Origin of the sequence: Lysobacter sp. Root667, from assembly GCF_001427715.1 — a bacterium.
In the GTDB taxonomy this organism is placed as follows: Bacteria; Pseudomonadota; Gammaproteobacteria; order Xanthomonadales; family Xanthomonadaceae; genus Lysobacter.
The window spans coordinates 209,005-225,439 of the sequence record NZ_LMHF01000013.1 but is presented as its reverse complement, the minus strand read 5'-3'; the positions used below and the strand labels follow the sequence as shown (position 1 = coordinate 225,439).

Below are 16,435 nucleotides of genomic sequence, written 5' to 3'. Positions count from 1 at the left end.
TCGAAGCCCGTTCGCGGCGCGATCCGGCAACGCTAGCCTGCGCGACCCTCCCTCCAAGGCGCAGGCGGCATCGGCAACGGCCGCGAACGGTCTTTTTAACCATAGCGCGCGGCCCGATGGGCTCGCGCGCCGGAGCAACGCATGACCTCCACCGGCAGCCACCGCGGCCGCATGATCCTGGCGATGGTCCTGACCTACATGGTGTTCGCGGTGCTGCTCAACAGTGTCGGCACCGTGATCCTGCAGGCGATCCAGGGCTTCGGCGTGAACAAGGCCGACGCCAGTTTTCTGGAGGCCTTCAAGGACCTGCCGATCGCGATCGTGTCCTTCCTCACCGCCTCGCTGCTGCCGCGCCTGGGCTACCGGCGCGCGATGATCCTGGGCCTGAGCCTGGTCGCCGCGGCCTGCGCGCTGATGCCGCTGCTGCACGCGTTCTGGGCGACCAAGCTGCTGTTCGCCACCGTCGGCGCTTCGTTCGCGCTGGCCAAGGTCTCGGTGTATTCCTCGATCGGCCTGCTCACCGACGGCAAGCAGCAGCACGCCAGCCTGACCAGCACCATCGAAGGCTGGTTCATGGTCGGCGTGCTCGCCGGCTATTGGCTGTTCGCCAGCTTCATCAATCCCGAATCGCCGGCCGATCCGCGCTGGCTGCGGGTGTACTGGGTGATCGCCGCGGTCGCCGCCGCGACCGCGCTGCTGCTGACGGTCAGCCGCCTGGACGAATCCGCCGCGCGCGACGGCCACGCCCCGGGCGAGGCCTTCTTCGACATGTTCCGCCTGGTCGCGCAGCCGTTGATCGGCGTGTTCCTGGCTTCGGCCTTCCTGTACGTGCTGATCGAACAGAGCATCGGCACCTGGCTGCCGACCTTCAACCGCGAAATCCTGCACCTGCCCACGACCATGAGCGTGCAGGCGGCGAGCATCTTCGCGGTGTCGCTGGCGCTGGGCCGGCTCGGCGCCGGCCTGCTGCTGCGGCGCGTGCCCTGGCATTGGCTGCTGATCGCCTGCGTGCTGGCGATGGCCGCGCTGGTGCTGCTGGCGCTGCCGCTGGCCGCGGGCATGCGTCCGGACCCGAACGCGAGCTGGACCCACGCTCCGGCCGCGGCCTACGTGTTCCCGCTGATCGGCCTGTTCATGGCGCCGATCTATCCGGCGATCAACTCGGTGGTGCTGAGCGCGCTGCCGAAGTCGCGGCATGCGGCCATGACCGGTTTGATCGTGGTGTTCTCGGCCCTGGGCGGCACCACCGGCTCCTTCGTCACCGGCCAGCTGTTCGCGCGCGCCGGCGGCGAGACCGCGTTCTATCTGTCGCTGGCGCCGATGGCCTTGCTGCTGCTGGCGATCGTCGGCCTGAAGCGGCAGAGCCTGCGCGCCGACGCGGCCCTGGCCGCGCAGGCCGGGAACTGACGACGCGCCGGCCCGCAGGCGCGCGCTCAGTCCGCGGCCGGCGGCGCGCGCAGGTTGAGTTCGGTCTGCGGATCGAAGTAATGCATGCGTTCGGGCGCATAGCCCAGGTGCACGGTGTCGCCGGGCGCGGGCAGGTCGTAAGGCGGCAGCCGCAGCACCAGGTCGCAGCCGCCGCAGGCCAGGTTGAGGAAGGCCTCGTTGCCGACCGGCTCGACCACTTCCACCCGCGCCGCCAGGCGCTCGGGCGCGGCCTGCGCCAGGTGCATGTCCTCCGGACGCAGGCCGACGGTGAGCTGGCGGCCGAGATAGCCGCGCACCGTCTCGCGCAAGGCTTCGTCGGGCTGCAGCGGCAGCTCCACGCCGTCGGCGATGCGCAAGCGCAAACCGTCGCGTTCGATCACCTCGCCCCCGAGCAGATTCATCTTCGGGCTGCCGAGGAAGGTCGCCACGAACAGATTGGCCGGGTGCCGGTACAGCGCCATCGGCGTATCGATCTGCTGGATCTTGCCGTCCTTGAGCACGACGATGCGCTGGCCCAGGGTCATGGCCTCGATCTGGTCGTGGGTGACGTAGACCATGGTGGTGCCGAGCTGGCGGTGCAGGCGCGCGATCTCGACCCGCATGCCCATGCGCAGCTTGGCGTCGAGGTTGGACAGCGGTTCGTCGAGCAGGAACACCTGCGGCTGCCGCACCAGCGCCCGACCCAGGGCGACGCGCTGGCGCTGGCCGCCGGACAGCGCGGCCGGCTTGCGTTGCAGCAGCGGTTGCAGCTCCAGCGTGGCCGCCGCCTCGCCGACGCGGGCCTCGATCTCGGCCTTGGACGCGCCGCGCAGCTTGAGCCCGAAGCCGAGGTTCTCGGCCACGGTCATGTGCGGGTACAGGGCGTAGCTTTGAAACACCATAGCGATGTCGCGGTCCTTGGGCGGGACCTCGTTGACCACGCGCTCGCCGATGCGCAGCTCGCCGCCGCTGATCGTTTCCAGGCCTGCGATCATCCGCAGCAGGGTCGATTTGCCGCAGCCCGAAGGCCCCACCAATACCAGCAGCTCGCCGTCGCGGATCTCGAAACTGGCCCCGTCGACGCCGACGAAACCGTTCGGATAGACCTTGCGCAGACGCTCAAGCGTGACCTTCGCCATGAAATCTCCCGATCGTGGCCCCAGCGACGATGCAATTGTCGTCGCCCTGGGCTATTCTGCCATGTAACCGTTTACATGCACGCCAGCATTCAACACAGCGCCCGCACCGGAGGCCCAGCAGCGATGAGTCAAGTTCGTGTCTTTCCCGAGGGGTTCCTGTGGGGCGCGGCCACCGCGGCCCACCAGATCGAAGGCTCTCCGCTCGCCGACGGCGCCGGCCCCAGCATCTGGACGCGCTTCGCGCACACCCCGGGCATGACCCTCAACGGCGATACCGGCGACGTCGCCTGCGACCACTACCGGCGCTGGAAGGACGATGTCGCCCTGATGAAGCGCCTGGGCCTGCAGGCCTACCGTTTCAGCGTGTCGTGGTCGCGGATCCTGCCCGACGGCACCGACCGGGTGAACCAGGCCGGCGTCGATTTCTATTCGCGCCTGGTCGACGAGCTGCTGGCCAACGGCATCGAGCCGCTGCTGACCCTGTACCACTGGGACATGCCGGCCGCGCTCGACGACCGCGGCGGCTGGCTCAACCGCGACTGCGCCGACTGGTTCGCCGAGTACGGAAGCGTGCTGTACCGCGCGCTCGACGGCCGGGTCAAGAAGTGGGTCACCCTCAACGAACCCTGGGTCATCACCGACGGCGGCTACCTGCACGGCGCGCTCGCGCCGGGCCACCGCAGCCGCTTCGAAGCGCCGATCGCCTCGCACAACCTGATGCGCGCGCACGGCGCCGCGGTGCAGGCCTACCGCGCGATCGGCCAGCACGAGATCGGCCTGGTGGTGAACATCGAGCCCAAGTACGCCGCCACCGATTCGGCCGCCGACGCCGCCGCGGTCCAGCGCGCCCACGCCTACATGAACGAGCAGTACCTCGACCCCGCCCTGCTCGGCTCCTACCCGCCGGAACTGCGCGAGATCTTCGGCGAGGCCTGGCCGGAATGGCCGGCCGAGGACTACGAGCTGATCAAGCAGAAGCTCGATTTCGTCGGCATCAACTACTACACCCGCAGCGTCACCAAGGACGCGGTCAGCTACCCGCTCAACACCGGCGTGGTACGCCAGCCCTCGGGCACCTACACCGAGACCGGCTGGGAAGTGTTCCCGCAGGGCCTGACCGACACCCTGACTTGGTTCAAGCAGCGCTACGGCGACATCCCGATGTACGTCACCGAGAACGGCGCAGCCTTCTTCGACCCGCCGGTCGCCGAGCCCGACGCCAGCGGCGAGCGCCGCGTGCGCGATCCGCTGCGCATGGACTACCTGCAAAAGCACATCAGCGCGATCCACGACGCGATCCAGGCCGGCTGCGACATCCGCGGCTACATGGTCTGGTCGCTGCTGGACAACCTGGAGTGGTCGCTGGGCTATTCCAAGCGCTTCGGCGTGGTCCACGTGAACTACGCGACCCAGGACCGCACCCCCAAGGACAGCGCGAAGTGGTACTCGAACGTGATCGCCACGCATGGCCGCTCGCTGTCCGAGCCGCTACCTTAACGGTTCCGACCACAACGGTCTCCGACCAAACCAGGCGCCGGCGCCATGCACGACACTCTGTTGCTGTTCGGCGCCACGGGTGATCTCGCCCAGCGCTACCTGTTCCCGTCGCTGATCCACCTCTGGCGCGACCGCTTGCTGCCGCCCGACTTCCGCCTGATCGCGGTCGGGCGGCAGGAGATGAGCGACGAGGAATTTCGCGCCTGGCTGCGCGAACGCATGGCGGCCGAGGCAGCCGACGACGCCCCGGCGGTGGACGGCCTGCTGCGCTGCATCGCCTACGTCGCGGTCGATCTGCGCGACACCGACGCGATCGCCGCGGCGCTGTCGCGCTACGCCGACCGCCCCAGCGTGAGCTACCTGGCCACGCCGCCGGACCTGTTCGTGTCGGTGGCGCAGGGCCTGAGCGCGGCCGGCGTGCTCGCCGATCCGTCGCGGCTGGTGCTGGAAAAACCGATCGGCCGCGACCTGGCCTCGGCGCGCGAGATCAACGCCGCGCTGCGCGCCTGCCTGGACGAGTCGCGGATCTTCCGCATCGACCACTACCTGGGCAAGGCCGCGGTGCAGAACCTGTTGGCGCTGCGCCTGGGCAACACCCTGCTGGAAGCGGTGTGGCAGCACCGCTGGATCGAATCGGTCGACATCCTGGTCGCCGAGACCGCTGGCGTCGACGGCCGCGAGGAGTACTACGCCGGCTACGGCGCCCTGCGCGACATGGTCCAGAACCACATGCTGCAGCTGCTGGCGCTGATCGCGATGGAACCGCCCTCGACCCTGGACGCCGACAGCATCCGCGAGGAGAAACGCAAAGTACTGCGCGCGCTGCGCCCGATGAGCGAAGCCGACGCTGCCCGCGACACCGTGCGCGGCCGCTACGGCGCCGGCGTGGTCGAGGGCCGCGCGGTCAAGGGCTTCGTCCACGACTCGCCGGTGGAAACCTTCGTCGGCCTGCGCACCTGGATCGACAACTGGCGCTGGGCCGGCGTGCCGTTCCGCCTGGTCACCGGCAAGCGCCTGGCCACGCGCGCGACCGAGGTGGTGGTCTCGTTCAAGCCGGTCTCGCACTGGCTGTTCGAGCGCCCCGCGCGCGGACGCGAGCGCCCCAACCGCCTGCGCATGCGCCTGCAACCCGACGAAACCGTGGAACTGGGCCTGATGGGCAGCCTGGCCGCGCCCGAATGGGGCGCGCTGGAGCTGCGGCCGATGTCGCTGGACCTGTCGATGTCGAACTCGCCGCAGCGCCGGATCGCCTACGAGCGCCTGCTCGTCGACGCGCTGCGCGGCAACCAGACCCTGTTCGTGCGCGACGACGAGGTCGAATCGGCCTGGCAATGGATCGACAGCGTCGAGCGCGCCTGGAGCCGCACCGTCCAGCCGGTGCTCGACTACCCGGCCGGCTCCTGGGGCCCGGCCGAGGCCGCCGAATTCCTGCCGGCGACCCTGCGCCAGGGCCGCGGAGGCGAAGCATGAGCACTGCCGCACCGGAAACCCTGCTGGCCGATATCGGCGGCACCAACGCACGCTTCGCCCTGGCCATGCCGCAGCACGAACAACCGCTGCGCGAGGACAGCGTGCAGGTGTTCGCCGTCGCCGACTTCCCGTCCCTGGCCGACGCCGCGCGCCACTACCTCGACCGCATCGGCGCGACGCCCAGCGAAGCCGTGTTCGCGGTCGCCGGCCGCGTCGACGGCGACGAGGCGCGCATCACCAACCATCCCTGGGTGATCTCGGCCGCGCGCACGCGTCAGGCCCTGGGCCTGGAACGCCTGCAACTGATCAACGACTTCGCCGCGCAGGCGATGGCGGTGTCGCTGCTGCGCCCGCAGGACGTGGTCGCGATCGGCGGCAACGCCTGGCACGGCTTCGACGACGGCGGCGACCGCACCTACGCCATCATCGGCGCCGGCACCGGGCTTGGCGTCGGCGGCCTGATCCGCCGCGACGGCCGCTACTACCCGCTGCAGACCGAAGGCGGCCACGTCAGCTTCGCGCCGGGCACGCCGGAGGAAATCGAAATCCTGCAGCGCCTGTCGGGCGAATTCGGTCGCGTGTCCAACGAGCGCCTGGTCAGCGGCAGCGGCCTGGTCAATCTGCATCGCGCCCTGAGCCAGATCGCCGGCGAAGACCCGGGCCCGCTGGCGCCGGCCGACATCACCGCGATGGCGCGTGAAGGCGACGCCCGCTGCCTGCGCGCGATCGACGTGTTCTGCGCGGTGTACGGCGCCGCCGCCGGCGACCTGGTCCTGACCCTGGGCGCCTGGGACGGCGTGTTCCTGCCCGGCGGCCTGGTGCCGCGCCTGATGCCCTGGCTGCAACATTCCGGTTTCCGCCAGCGTTTCGAACACAAGGGCCGCTTTTCGCCGACGATGGCGCGCATTCCCACCCTCGCCGTGACCCATCCCCAGCCCGGTTTGCTGGGCGCGGCGGCCTTGGCCCGGCACACGCCACGCTGAGGTGGATCGTGCGAAGATCGACCGATGCTCGACGATCCGTCGCCCGTCCCGGCCGGTCCTCCGGAGCCGGAAACCGCACGTTACGTGATGCACGCGCATCGCGGTCGCGATGTGTGGACCTGGGCCTGCGCGGTCGCGATCGCGGCGGAACTGCGCCGCGACCTGTTGCTGCGCCCGCGTGCGCGCCTGCTGCTGTCGGGCGGCAGCACGCCCGGCCCGGTCTATCGCGCACTGTCCAAGGCGCCGCTGGATTGGAGCCGGGTCGACATCGGCCTGGTCGATGAACGCTGGCTGCTGCCGAACGACCCCGACAGCAACGCCCACCTGGTCCGCAGCCAGCTGCTGCACGACCACGCCGCCGCCGCACGCTTCGAACCGCTGACCCTGGCCGGACGCCGGATCGAGGACGCCGTCGCCGTCGCCAATGCGCATGCGCAACTCGGCGCCAGCGCCGCGGTGCTGGGCATGGGCGAGGACGGCCACACCGCGTCGCTGTTCCCCAACACCCTGGACCTGTCGCGCGCGCTCGAAAGCCGCCAGGCCTATATCGCCATCGACGCCAACGGCGCCCCCGGCGCGCAACGCTGGCCGCGCCGGATCAGCCTGACCCGGACCGGACTGGCGCGGGTGCAGACCCGGCTGCTGCTGATCCAGGGCGAACGCAAACGCGAAGTGTTCGAAGCCGCCCTGCGCAACGGCGACGTGCGGCGCTATCCGGTGCTGGCGGCGCTGGAAGCCGGAAGCGGCTCGCCGTTGCATGTGCATTGGTGCGAGTGAGCGGCTTGCGGCGCGGCGCGGGCCCGGAACCGCCTACTAACCAAGCTGGACTACTGCTCGGATTTTCGGTCCTGGCGGCGCTAGCGGCTCTGTTGATCGCCTAGCAGGCATCGCGACCTAGGATGACAACCGCATCGTCCGGTGTCGTCGTGCCCCGGGATTTGCGCGATGCGGTGCGCCTTCGGCTTACCGCATCCTACGGCGGCCGCATCGCGGCTTACGCCGCTCCCATAGGAGGCTCGGTGCACGCATGAGGCCATCGGCGGCGGCGTGCCGTGGCCTTCAAGGCAACGGGTTTCAGCCCGTAGGATGCGGTGACAACCGCATCGTCGAACTCCGGTACACCGCCGTATTGCCGCACATCCGGCGATGCGGGGCGCCTGACGGCTTACCGCATCCTACTCGCGCGAAATCCGCAGACTTCCTGTGGGAGCGACGTAAGTCGCGATTGCGCCACCGCGCTTGCGGCGATGCCACGTTCCCATACGGGAACGACGATCGCGACTTACGTCGCTCCCACAGGAAGCTCGGTGCGCGCATGAGGCCAGCGGCGGGCATGCCGTCGATGGCCCCCAAGGCAACGAGTTCAGTCGATGTACTCGACCCCACCCATGTACGGACGCAGCGCCTCGGGCACTTCGATCGTGCCGTCGGCGTTCTGGTAGTTCTCCATCACCGCGATCAGGGCGCGGCCGACCGCGACGCCGGAGCCGTTGAGCGTGTGCACCAGCTCCGGTTTGCCGGTGGCCGGGTTGCGCCAGCGCGCCTGCATGCGGCGGGCCTGGAAAGTCTCGCAGTTCGAACAGGAGGAAATTTCGCGGTAGGTCTCCTGGCTGGGCAGCCAGACTTCCAGGTCGTAGGTCTTGGTCGCGGCGAAGCCCATGTCGCCGGTGCACAGCAGCACGCGCCGGTACGGCAGGCCGAGCTTCTCCAGCACGACTTCGGCGCAGCGGGTCATGCGTTCGTGCTCGTCGTAGCTCTCGTCAGGACGCGCGATGGTGACCAGCTCGACCTTCTCGAACTGGTGCTGGCGGATCATGCCGCGGGTGTCGCGGCCGTGGCTGCCGGCTTCGGCGCGGAAACACATCGAATGCGCAGTCATGCGCAGCGGCAGCGCCGCGTCCTCGACGATCTCGTCGCGCACGATGTTGGTCAGCGGGACTTCCGAGGTCGGGATCAGGTAGCGCTTGCTGGCCGCCTCGCCCTCGCCGACCGTGGTCGCGAACAGGTCGTCCTCGAACTTCGGCAACTGGCCGGTACCGCGCATGGAATCGGCGTTGACCAGCAGCGGCACGTTGGTTTCCTGGTAGCCGTGCTGGTCGACGTGCAGATCCAGCATGAATTGCGCCAGCGCTCGGTGCAGCCGCGCCAGCTGGCCGCGCAGCACGGTGAAGCGCGCGCCCGACAGCTTGGCGGCGGTGTCGCCGTCCAGCCAGCCCTTGCGGGCGCCGAGCTCGACGTGGTCCTTGACCGTGAAATTGAATGCGCGCGGCGCGCCCCAGCGGTGCTGTTCGACATTGCCGGTCTCGTCCTGGCCGGCCGGGACCGACTCGTGCGGCAGGTTCGGGATGCCCAGCGCCACCGCCTCGATCTGGCCGCGGATTTCGTCCAGGCGCAGCTCGCTGGCCTTGAGCTCGTCGCCGAAACCGGCCACCTCGGCCATCAGCGGGGCGACATCCTCGCCCTTGGCCTTGGCCTGGCCGATCGCCTTGGAGCGGGTGTTGCGCAGGTTCTGCAGCTCCTGGGTGCGGATCTGGATCTGCTTGCGCTCGCTTTCCAGCGACTCCAGCGCGGTGGCGTCGAGGACGAAACCGCGGGCGTCGCGCAGGCGCGCGGCGAGTTCGGCGGGTTGCTGGCGCAGCAGGTTGGGATCGAGCATGGCGGAACCGGTGGGGAAGCGGAACGCGATTATCGCGTGCTAACCGCGTTCAGGGCCAATGCGCGGCACCCGGCGCGGTTCAAAGCGCGACCGATTTCCAACGTATTAACCCGGATCGATGCAGAATGCCGGCAGCCCCTGCCCGCCCGTAGCCGGATACCGCATGTCGACACCGTCCCCCGCGCCCACCCGCCCCAGCCTCGACCTGGCCGCCTGGCGGCCCTCACGCAAGGCGCTGTGGTGGGTCCTGGGCGCGTTCGCGCTGGGCCTGATCCTGTTCGCCCTGGTCTGGTCGCGCGCGCGCAAGCACGACTTCTACCGCGCCGACGGCATCGCTCCGCCGACCGCGGCCGGTCCGAACTACGCACCGCTGCCGGCGCCGATGTCCGGCAGCGAAGGCAGCGGCGTCGGCCCCGCGCCGCAGGCCAATGCGCCTGCCGCCGGTGCGGACCAGCCGCGCCTGGTCGAGACCGCCCCGCCGCGCCCGGCCGACGCCATCGCGCCGGCGCGACCGTCGGCGCCGCCGCAGGCCGCGGTTGCCGGTTCCGATCCCAAGCCGATCCCGGGCCAGAACCCGCCGCCGCGTTATCCGCCTCAGGCGCTGCGCCGCGGCGAGAGCGGCACCGTCACCGTTCGCGCGCAGATCGGTGCGGACGGCGTGCCGGGCGAGGTCAGCGTGGCCAACAGCAGCGGCTCGCGTCTGCTCGACCGCGCGGCCCAGGACGCGGTCCGGCGCTGGCGTTTCCGCCCCGCCCTGGCCAACGGCCAGCCGGTCGGCGGCACTGTGATGGTCCCGATCACATTCGATGCCAGTCGCTGAACGCGTAACGCCGTAACCCCCTCCGCCTCACTCGCCGCTAACACCGGCGTGAGGAAAGTCGAGTCGCCACCCCGCACACCGGGGACGATCGAGGAGGGACACCATGACGGACAACACGCTGGAACACCGCGACAACCGCCCGCAAACCACCGTGGACGCCGACGCGCCTGCGCGCAACCGTGCCGGCCTCTGGCTGCTGGTGCTGCTGGCCGCGATCCTGCTGATCTGGTACGTGCTCAGCCAACGCACACCGGCGCCGATCGCGCTGCCTCCGGATGCCAGCGTACTGCCGATGCCCACCGACGCCACCACGCCCACCGCCGGGCCCGAAGCCGAGCGCAGCGAGCGCAAGTCCGTCGCCAGCGCCGCCAAGCCCAAACCGACCAAGCCGGCCGTGACCGTGCCGCGCGAAACCGCTCCCGAGCGGATCGCCAACCGCAGTCCGCAACCCGAGTACCCGGCCACCGCGCTGCGTCGCGGCGAAGGCGGCGACGTGCTGCTGCGGGTGAACGTGGGCGCCGACGGCACCCCGGGCGAGATCGACTTCGTCCGCCGCAGCAACTCGCGCGAGCTCGACCGCGCCGCCCAGGACGCGGTGCGCCGCTGGCACTTCGCCCCGGCCACGCGCAACGGCAAGCCGGTACCGGCGGTGGTGGAAGTGCCCATCGAGTTCAAGCCGCAGGCCTGAACGCGGTAAACCGCAGACCCGGCGAACCGCGCGCATAGCAGGGATCGGGGGAGAGCGGGCTCCGGCCGCCGCAGGGCGGCCGGAGCGATGTGACCGACGTGGAAGTGTGCGAAGGCCAGCCTTCGCCATCACGGCTTACGCAACTTTCAACCGTGGTCAGCGAGGCAGCCGAGGCTTCCTGTGGGAGCGGCGTAAGCCGCGATGACCTCCCACCCACGCCGAACCACCCGGCAGACCCGCGACTCACGACCCGCGAGCCCTCACCCTCAACCGCCGACACCCCGCCCGCCCTCGCCACGACGCCGGATCAGGCCCCAGGCCAGACACGTGCCGAACAGGAACTCCAGCGGCGCACGGCCGTACTCGAAACGCCACAGCAGCGAATCGAAGTTGTTCGCCACCAGCACGATGCCGACGCTGCCGATCAGGGCCCAGAACCCGGCCACCGGCACCCAGCCGCGACGCCAGGCCAGCAAGGCCTCGCGCAGCACCAGGGCGAACGCCAGCGCCAGCAGCACGGTGCCGAGCGTACCCAAGCCCACCAGCGCGTCCAGGTAGGTGTTGTGCAGGTGCATGTGGTGCTGGCCGGCCATGTCGCGGCGGCTGTCGGCGATCAGGCTGGGCGTGGTGCGCAGGCCCCAGCCCAGCAGCGGCCGCTCCAGCCACTTCTCCACGCCCAGCCGGTACAGCGCCATGCGCACGCTGACGGCCTTGTTGTTGATCTGGGTCTGCTGCGCCGCGGCCGCGTCGGCGGGTTTGGCGGCGCCGGCGTCAGGCGCGGCCGGGGCAATGGCGACCGTACCCGCATCCGCGGCCTGCTGGGCCTCGGTCATCACGGTCTCGGACCCGGCGAAACGCGAGCTGATCAGATCGCGCGCCGCGAACAGCAGCAGCACCGACACCAGCGCCGCGGCCAGCACCGGCAGCAGCGCGCCGATCGCGCGCGCGCCGCCGCGGCGGTACAAGTGCCAGGCATAGGCCAGCACCACCGGCGGCGTGACCGCGGCGAACGCCAGCCAGGCGCCGCGCGACTGCGAGAACAGCAGCAGGCAGAAGCAGCCCGCATAGGCGAGGAAACCGATCGCCAGCAAGGCGCGCCGGCCGGGCTCGCGCCGTTGTGCCCACAGCGCCATCAGCAGGCACAAGGCCAACCAGCCGCCGACCGCCGCCAATTGACCGGTGAGGTTTTCCGGGATGCCCAGATCGGCGCGCAGGCGGCCGGCCCACAAGGCTTCGCCCTGGGTCCACGGCAGATAGATCAGCACCGACAGCAACAGGCCTGCGCCCATCAGCACGACCAGGCGCGGGATCGCACGCGGCATCAGCGACAGCCACCAGCCGATCACGCAGGTGAACAGCGCCAGCCGCACCAGCTTGCCCGCGGTCGACAACTGCGCGGACAGCGGTATCGCCGGCGCCACGCTCACCGCCGCATACACCGCCTGGGCGATCAGGAACGCGATCAGCAGCGCCAGCGCACGCACGGCCGGTTGCGCCGACAGCTCGCGCCAGGGCCGGCGGCCGGCGCAGCACAGCAACAGCAGCAGCACGCCGGCGCCGAGTTCGGGGCGCAGGTACAGGCCGATATCGGTCAGGGCGAAGAACGCCTGATAGGCGAGCGCGAGCAAGGCGGCGCAGCGCAGCCACGGCGGCAGCTCGGCGGCGGTATCGGAGTACCAGGCTAGCGGCGTCGCGCGCGCATCGCGCGCATCGGAGTCGCGGGCCACAGGGGCCATCGCGGTCGCGTGCTCAGCCATGCGCGATCGCCTGCGCGGCTGCAGCGCGGCGGCGCGGTCGGGCGCACTGTCGCCGCGCCGGCATCGTCAGGCAGCGTGGGGGAAGCTGCATCGCGTTCGTCCTCTCGCAATCGCGCCGGGCTTGGCGCGAACCACGTCATGGCCGCCGCGCCGCGGGGGCGGTGGGCGACGGCCGCTACTTCCGTGTCGATCGTATTCGTCGTGTCGGCAATACCGCCGCTCGCGGAGGCGGGCGGCGGGAGAAGTCTAGCGAAACTACATGTCGCTGGCTGTCTGCAAACCCAACGCGGGATGCAATTCGAGACCCGACGCACGCGCCAGCGTTTCGAAGCCCGGAAACGAAGTCGCCACATTCGCGACATCGCCGATACGCACTTCGCCGCTGGCGCATTGGGCCGCGACCGCGAAGCTCATCGCGATGCGGTGGTCGCCATGGCTGTCGACCGTACCGCCGCGCAGGGCGCCGCCGACGATGATCGCGCCGTCCGGCGTTTCGTCGATCTGCGCACCTAAATTACGTAAACCTTGTGCCATCGTCGCGATCCGGTCGGATTCCTTGACCCGCAACTCGGCCGCACCGGCGATCGTGCTGCGCCCCTGCGCACAGGCCGCTGCCACGAACAGCGCCGGGAACTCGTCGATCATGTCCGGCACCAATGCCACCGGCACCTCGATGCCGTGCAAGGGCGCATGCCGCACCAGCAGATCGGCGACCGGTTCGCCGCCCTCCTCGCGCGGGTTCTGTTCGCGGATGTCGGCGCCCATCAAGCGCAAGGCAGCGAGCAGGCCGGTGCGACGCGGGTTCATGCCGACCGCTTCCAGCAGCAGTTCCGAACCCGGCACCACGCTGGCGGCGACCAGGAAGAAGGCAGCCGAGGAAAAATCCGCCGGCACCGCGACGTCGGTGGCGCGCAGCGCATGCCCGCCGCTCAGGCGCGCGTAGCCGGGCGCGAACTCGATCGGCCAGCCGAACGCGGCCAGCATGCGTTCGGTGTAGTCGCGGGTCGGGTGCGGTTCGCGCACCACGGTCTCGCCGCGCGCGTACAGGCCGGCCAGCAGCAGCGCCGATTTCACCTGCGCGCTGGCCACCGGCAAGGTGTAGTCGATGCCCTGCAGCGCGCTGCCGCCGTGGATGCGCAGCGGCGGCAGGCCGCCGTCCGCGCTGTCGATACGTGCGCCCATCGCCGCCAGCGGCTCGGTGACGCGCCGCATCGGCCGCTTGGACAGGGATTCGTCGCCGATCAGCACCGAATCGAAGCCCTGCCCGGCCAGCGCGCCGGCGAGCAGACGCATGCCGGTGCCGGCGTTGCCGCAGTCCAGCGCCTCGCCGCTGCCGCGCAGGCCGTGCAGGCCGACGCCATGGACGATGCGTTCGCTGGCGCTGGGGGTGTCGATGCGCACGCCGAGGCGCTCGAACACCCGCGCCGTGGCGCGGGTGTCCTCGCCTTCGAGAAAGCCGCTGACCCGGGTCACGCCCTCGGCCAGCGCGCCGAGCATGACCGCACGATGCGAGACCGACTTGTCGCCCGGCACCCGCAGGCGTCCGTGCAAGGGCGTGCCGCGCGCGGCGATCCAATCCTGGCGGGCGCTCATGCGCGCACCGCGTCCAGCGCGGCCAGCAGCCGGCGGTTCTCGTCGGCGTCGCCGACGGTGATGCGCAGGCAGTCGCCCAGGCCGTAGCCGCCCATCGGCCGCAGCACCACGCCGCGCGCGATCAGCGCGGCCTCGATGCGCGCGGTGTCGGCGCCGAATTCGACCAGGACGAAATTGGTCTGCGACGGGAACACGCACAGGCCGCGCTCGCTCAAGGCGGCGCTCAGCGCGGCGCGTTGCTCGGCGTTGCGCGCGCAGGCCGAAGCCAGGTGCGCCTCGTCGCCGAGCGCGGCCTCGCACGCGGCCAGGGCCGGGCCGTTGACGTTGAAGCTTTCGCGCAGACGCTCCATCACCGCGACCAGTCCCAGCGCTGCGAGCAGATAGCCCACGCGCAGACCGGCCAGGCCGTAGGCCTTGCTGAAGGTGCGGGTGACGACGACGTTGGGATAGGCCGCAAGCAGTTCGACCGCGCTGGCAAAGTCCGGCGCATCGGCCGCTCCCGGCATCCCGCCTCCCGCGGCACTGGTACGTCCTTGTACGTCGGCCATTTCCGCATAAGCCTCGTCCATCACCACGATGGTCTCGCTCGGCACCTTGGCCAGGAACGCCCGTAGCGCCTCGCGACCGAACCAGGTGCCGGTCGGATTGTTCGGATTGGCGACATAGACCAGACGCGTCTGCGGACCGATCGCCGCGGCGATCGCATCCAGGTCGTGCCCGGCCGGCATCGCCGCGCTGCGCGGCAACGCCTCGACAATGCGCATGGTCGCGCCGGCGGCCTGGGTCGCCAGCGCGAACACCGCAAAACCGTAACGCGAGAACACCACCTCGTCGCCCGGCCCAGCGAACACCTGCGCCAGTTGCATCAGCAGTTCGTGCGAGCCGTTGCCGAGCAGGATCTGCGCGGTCGCGACGCCGTGCTTGGCCGCCAACGCACGCTTGAGATCGGCGCCGAGCGGATCGGGATAGCGATGCAACTGATCCAGCTGGGCCAGCACCGCTGCCTTCGCGCGCGGCGAGGGCCCGTAAGGATTCTCGTTGGAACCCAGTTCGACCAGATGCCCGGCGCCGAACTTGCGCCGCAGCGCGACCAGGTCGTGCCCCGGGTCGTAGGCGCGCAGGCGCTGCACGCCGGCTTGCGCACGCGCGGCGAACCACGCCTCATCGAAGGCCGGCGTCGCCGCCGGCATGGACGGCGTCGCGCTCACGCGATCGCAACCGGGTAGGAACCCAGCACCTTCACTTCGTGGGCCAGTTCCTGCAGTTCTTCCAGCGCGTCGCGCATCGCCTCTTCCTGGACGTGGCCGCCGATGTCGACGAAGAACGCGTACTGCCAGCGGCCGGTGTGGCCGGGACGCGACTCGATCCGGTTCATGCTCAGGCCGCGCTTGGCGAACGGCGACAGTACGTTGTAGAGCGCGCCGGGCTGGTCCTTGATGAAGATCAGCAGCGAGGTGCGGTCGTTGCCCGAGGGCGTGAACAGCTCGCGCCCGATCACCAGGAAGCGGGTGGTGTTGTCGGGACGATCCTCGATCGGGCCGGCGACGTTCTTCAGGCCATAGACGTTGCCGGCGCTGGCGCCGGCGATCGCGGCGGCGTCGTCGGCGTTGCGCGCGCGGCGCGCGGCCTCGGCGTTGCTCGACACCGCGATCTTCTCCGCCTTGGGCAGGTACTCGCGCAGCCAGGCCTTGCATTGGGCGAACGACTGCGGGTGCGAGTAGACGCGCTCGATGTCCTCGATCCGCCCGCTGCGCGAGAGCAGGTGCTGGTGCACGCGCAGCTCGACTTCGCCGGAGATCTTCAGCTTCGAGGTCAGGAACATGTCCAGGGTCGACTGGATCGTGCCCTGGGTCGAGTTCTCGACCGGGACCACGCCGAAATCGGCGTTGCCGGCTTCGACCTCCTGAAACACCTCCTCGATGCTGGCCAGCGGCAGGCCATGGATCGAATGGCCGAAGTGCTTGAACGCGGCCTGCTGCGAATGGGTACCTTCCGGACCCAGGAAGCCGATCTTGAGCGGTTCCTGCTGGGCCAGGCAGGCCGACATGATTTCGCGGAACAGCCGCACCAGCACTTCGTCGTTGAGCGGGCCGTCGTTGCGGTCGACCACCCGGCGCAGCACCTGGGCCTCGCGCTCGGGGCGGTAGTAATCCACCGCCGCGGCGAGCTTGCCCTTGGCCTTGCCGACCTGGTTGGCGAACTGGGCGCGCTCGGCGATCAGCTGCTGGATGTGCTGGTCGATGCCGTCGATGCGCGTGCGCAGGGTCGGCAGGTCCAGCGCAGGGGTTTCCGGCACGGGCGCGCTCGGCGGCTTGGCCTGGACGGCCTTGCCCTTGGCCGGCTTGTCGGCCTGGGCCGTCGCCGGCTTGCGCCCGGCGGCCGGCTTCGGCGCCGGCTTGGCCGGCGCTTTCGGACGCTTGGCCAT

Annotated in this window: 13 protein-coding genes; 7 read left to right on the top strand and 6 right to left on the bottom strand. The window is 70.3% G+C overall.

Annotated elements, in window-relative coordinates:
• The first annotated feature begins 141 nt into the window (after positions 1-141).
• The gene (locus tag ASD78_RS13865) at positions 142-1,407 is read left to right on the top strand and encodes an MFS transporter (RefSeq protein ID WP_235566503.1); all 1,266 of its coding nucleotides are present in this window, start codon (positions 142-144) and stop codon (positions 1,405-1,407) included.
• Between the two features lie 26 nt (positions 1,408-1,433).
• Here the strand turns inward: ASD78_RS13865 and ugpC are convergent, their stop codons facing one another.
• Positions 1,434-2,546, bottom strand: a complete 1,113-nt coding sequence (gene ugpC / locus ASD78_RS13860) for a sn-glycerol-3-phosphate ABC transporter ATP-binding protein UgpC (RefSeq protein WP_056102395.1) — start codon at positions 2,544-2,546, stop codon at positions 1,434-1,436.
• 123 nt (positions 2,547-2,669) lie between these two features.
• Here ugpC and ASD78_RS13855 point away from each other — a divergent pair, with 123 nt between their 5' ends.
• The 4 genes from ASD78_RS13855 (at position 2,670) to pgl (ending at position 7,273) form a co-directional block, all read left to right on the top strand.
• Entirely contained in the window at positions 2,670-4,043 is a 1,374-nt protein-coding gene (locus ASD78_RS13855) for a GH1 family beta-glucosidase (RefSeq protein ID WP_056102390.1), read from the top strand.
• A gap of 45 nt (positions 4,044-4,088) precedes the next feature.
• The gene (gene zwf, locus ASD78_RS13850; protein WP_055906442.1) at positions 4,089-5,513 is read left to right on the top strand and encodes a glucose-6-phosphate dehydrogenase; all 1,425 of its coding nucleotides are present in this window, start codon (positions 4,089-4,091) and stop codon (positions 5,511-5,513) included.
• Positions 5,510-6,496, top strand: a complete 987-nt coding sequence (gene glk, locus ASD78_RS13845) for a glucokinase (RefSeq protein ID WP_055906439.1) — start codon at positions 5,510-5,512, stop codon at positions 6,494-6,496. The genes zwf and glk overlap by 4 nt, the downstream gene beginning before the upstream one ends.
• Before the next feature lie 87 nt (positions 6,497-6,583).
• Positions 6,584-7,273: a 6-phosphogluconolactonase gene (pgl, locus tag ASD78_RS13840; RefSeq protein ID WP_055907131.1), complete on the top strand. Its 690-nt coding sequence runs from the start codon at positions 6,584-6,586 to the stop codon at positions 7,271-7,273.
• A gap of 586 nt (positions 7,274-7,859) precedes the next feature.
• Here pgl and serS read toward each other — a convergent pair.
• Positions 7,860-9,152, bottom strand: a complete 1,293-nt coding sequence (gene serS, locus ASD78_RS13835) for a serine--tRNA ligase (protein ID WP_056102387.1) — start codon at positions 9,150-9,152, stop codon at positions 7,860-7,862.
• A 163-nt stretch (positions 9,153-9,315) separates the two neighbouring features.
• Here serS and ASD78_RS13830 point away from each other — a divergent pair, with 163 nt between their 5' ends.
• Both ASD78_RS13830 and ASD78_RS13825 read left to right on the top strand, forming a co-directional pair.
• Entirely contained in the window at positions 9,316-9,972 is a 657-nt protein-coding gene (locus tag ASD78_RS13830; protein ID WP_055906434.1) for an energy transducer TonB, read from the top strand.
• A 103-nt stretch (positions 9,973-10,075) separates the two neighbouring features.
• Positions 10,076-10,660 (top strand): energy transducer TonB, encoded by a 585-nt coding sequence (locus ASD78_RS13825; RefSeq protein WP_056102384.1) that lies wholly within the window; start codon positions 10,076-10,078, stop codon positions 10,658-10,660.
• Between the two features lie 266 nt (positions 10,661-10,926).
• Here ASD78_RS13825 and ASD78_RS13820 read toward each other — a convergent pair whose 3' ends face one another.
• The 4 genes from ASD78_RS13820 to pheA all read right to left on the bottom strand — a co-directional run bounded on the left by ASD78_RS13820 (position 10,927) and on the right by pheA (position 16,435).
• Complete coding sequence (locus ASD78_RS13820; protein ID WP_056102382.1) at positions 10,927-12,417, bottom strand: O-antigen ligase family protein; 1,491 nt, start codon at positions 12,415-12,417, stop codon at positions 10,927-10,929.
• 255 nt (positions 12,418-12,672) lie between these two features.
• A complete protein-coding gene (gene aroA, locus ASD78_RS13815; RefSeq protein WP_056102380.1) occupies positions 12,673-14,010 on the bottom strand; it encodes a 3-phosphoshikimate 1-carboxyvinyltransferase in 1,338 nt (445 codons plus the stop codon).
• Positions 14,007-15,218 (bottom strand): histidinol-phosphate transaminase, encoded by a 1,212-nt coding sequence (gene hisC, locus ASD78_RS13810; protein ID WP_200944207.1) that lies wholly within the window; start codon positions 15,216-15,218, stop codon positions 14,007-14,009. The genes aroA and hisC overlap by 4 nt, the downstream gene beginning before the upstream one ends.
• Positions 15,215-16,435 carry a prephenate dehydratase gene (gene pheA, locus ASD78_RS13805; RefSeq protein ID WP_056102374.1) on the bottom strand — a complete coding sequence of 407 codons (1,221 nt, stop codon included), beginning with the start codon at positions 16,433-16,435 and terminating at the stop codon, positions 15,215-15,217. Before pheA ends, hisC begins: the two co-directional genes overlap by 4 nt.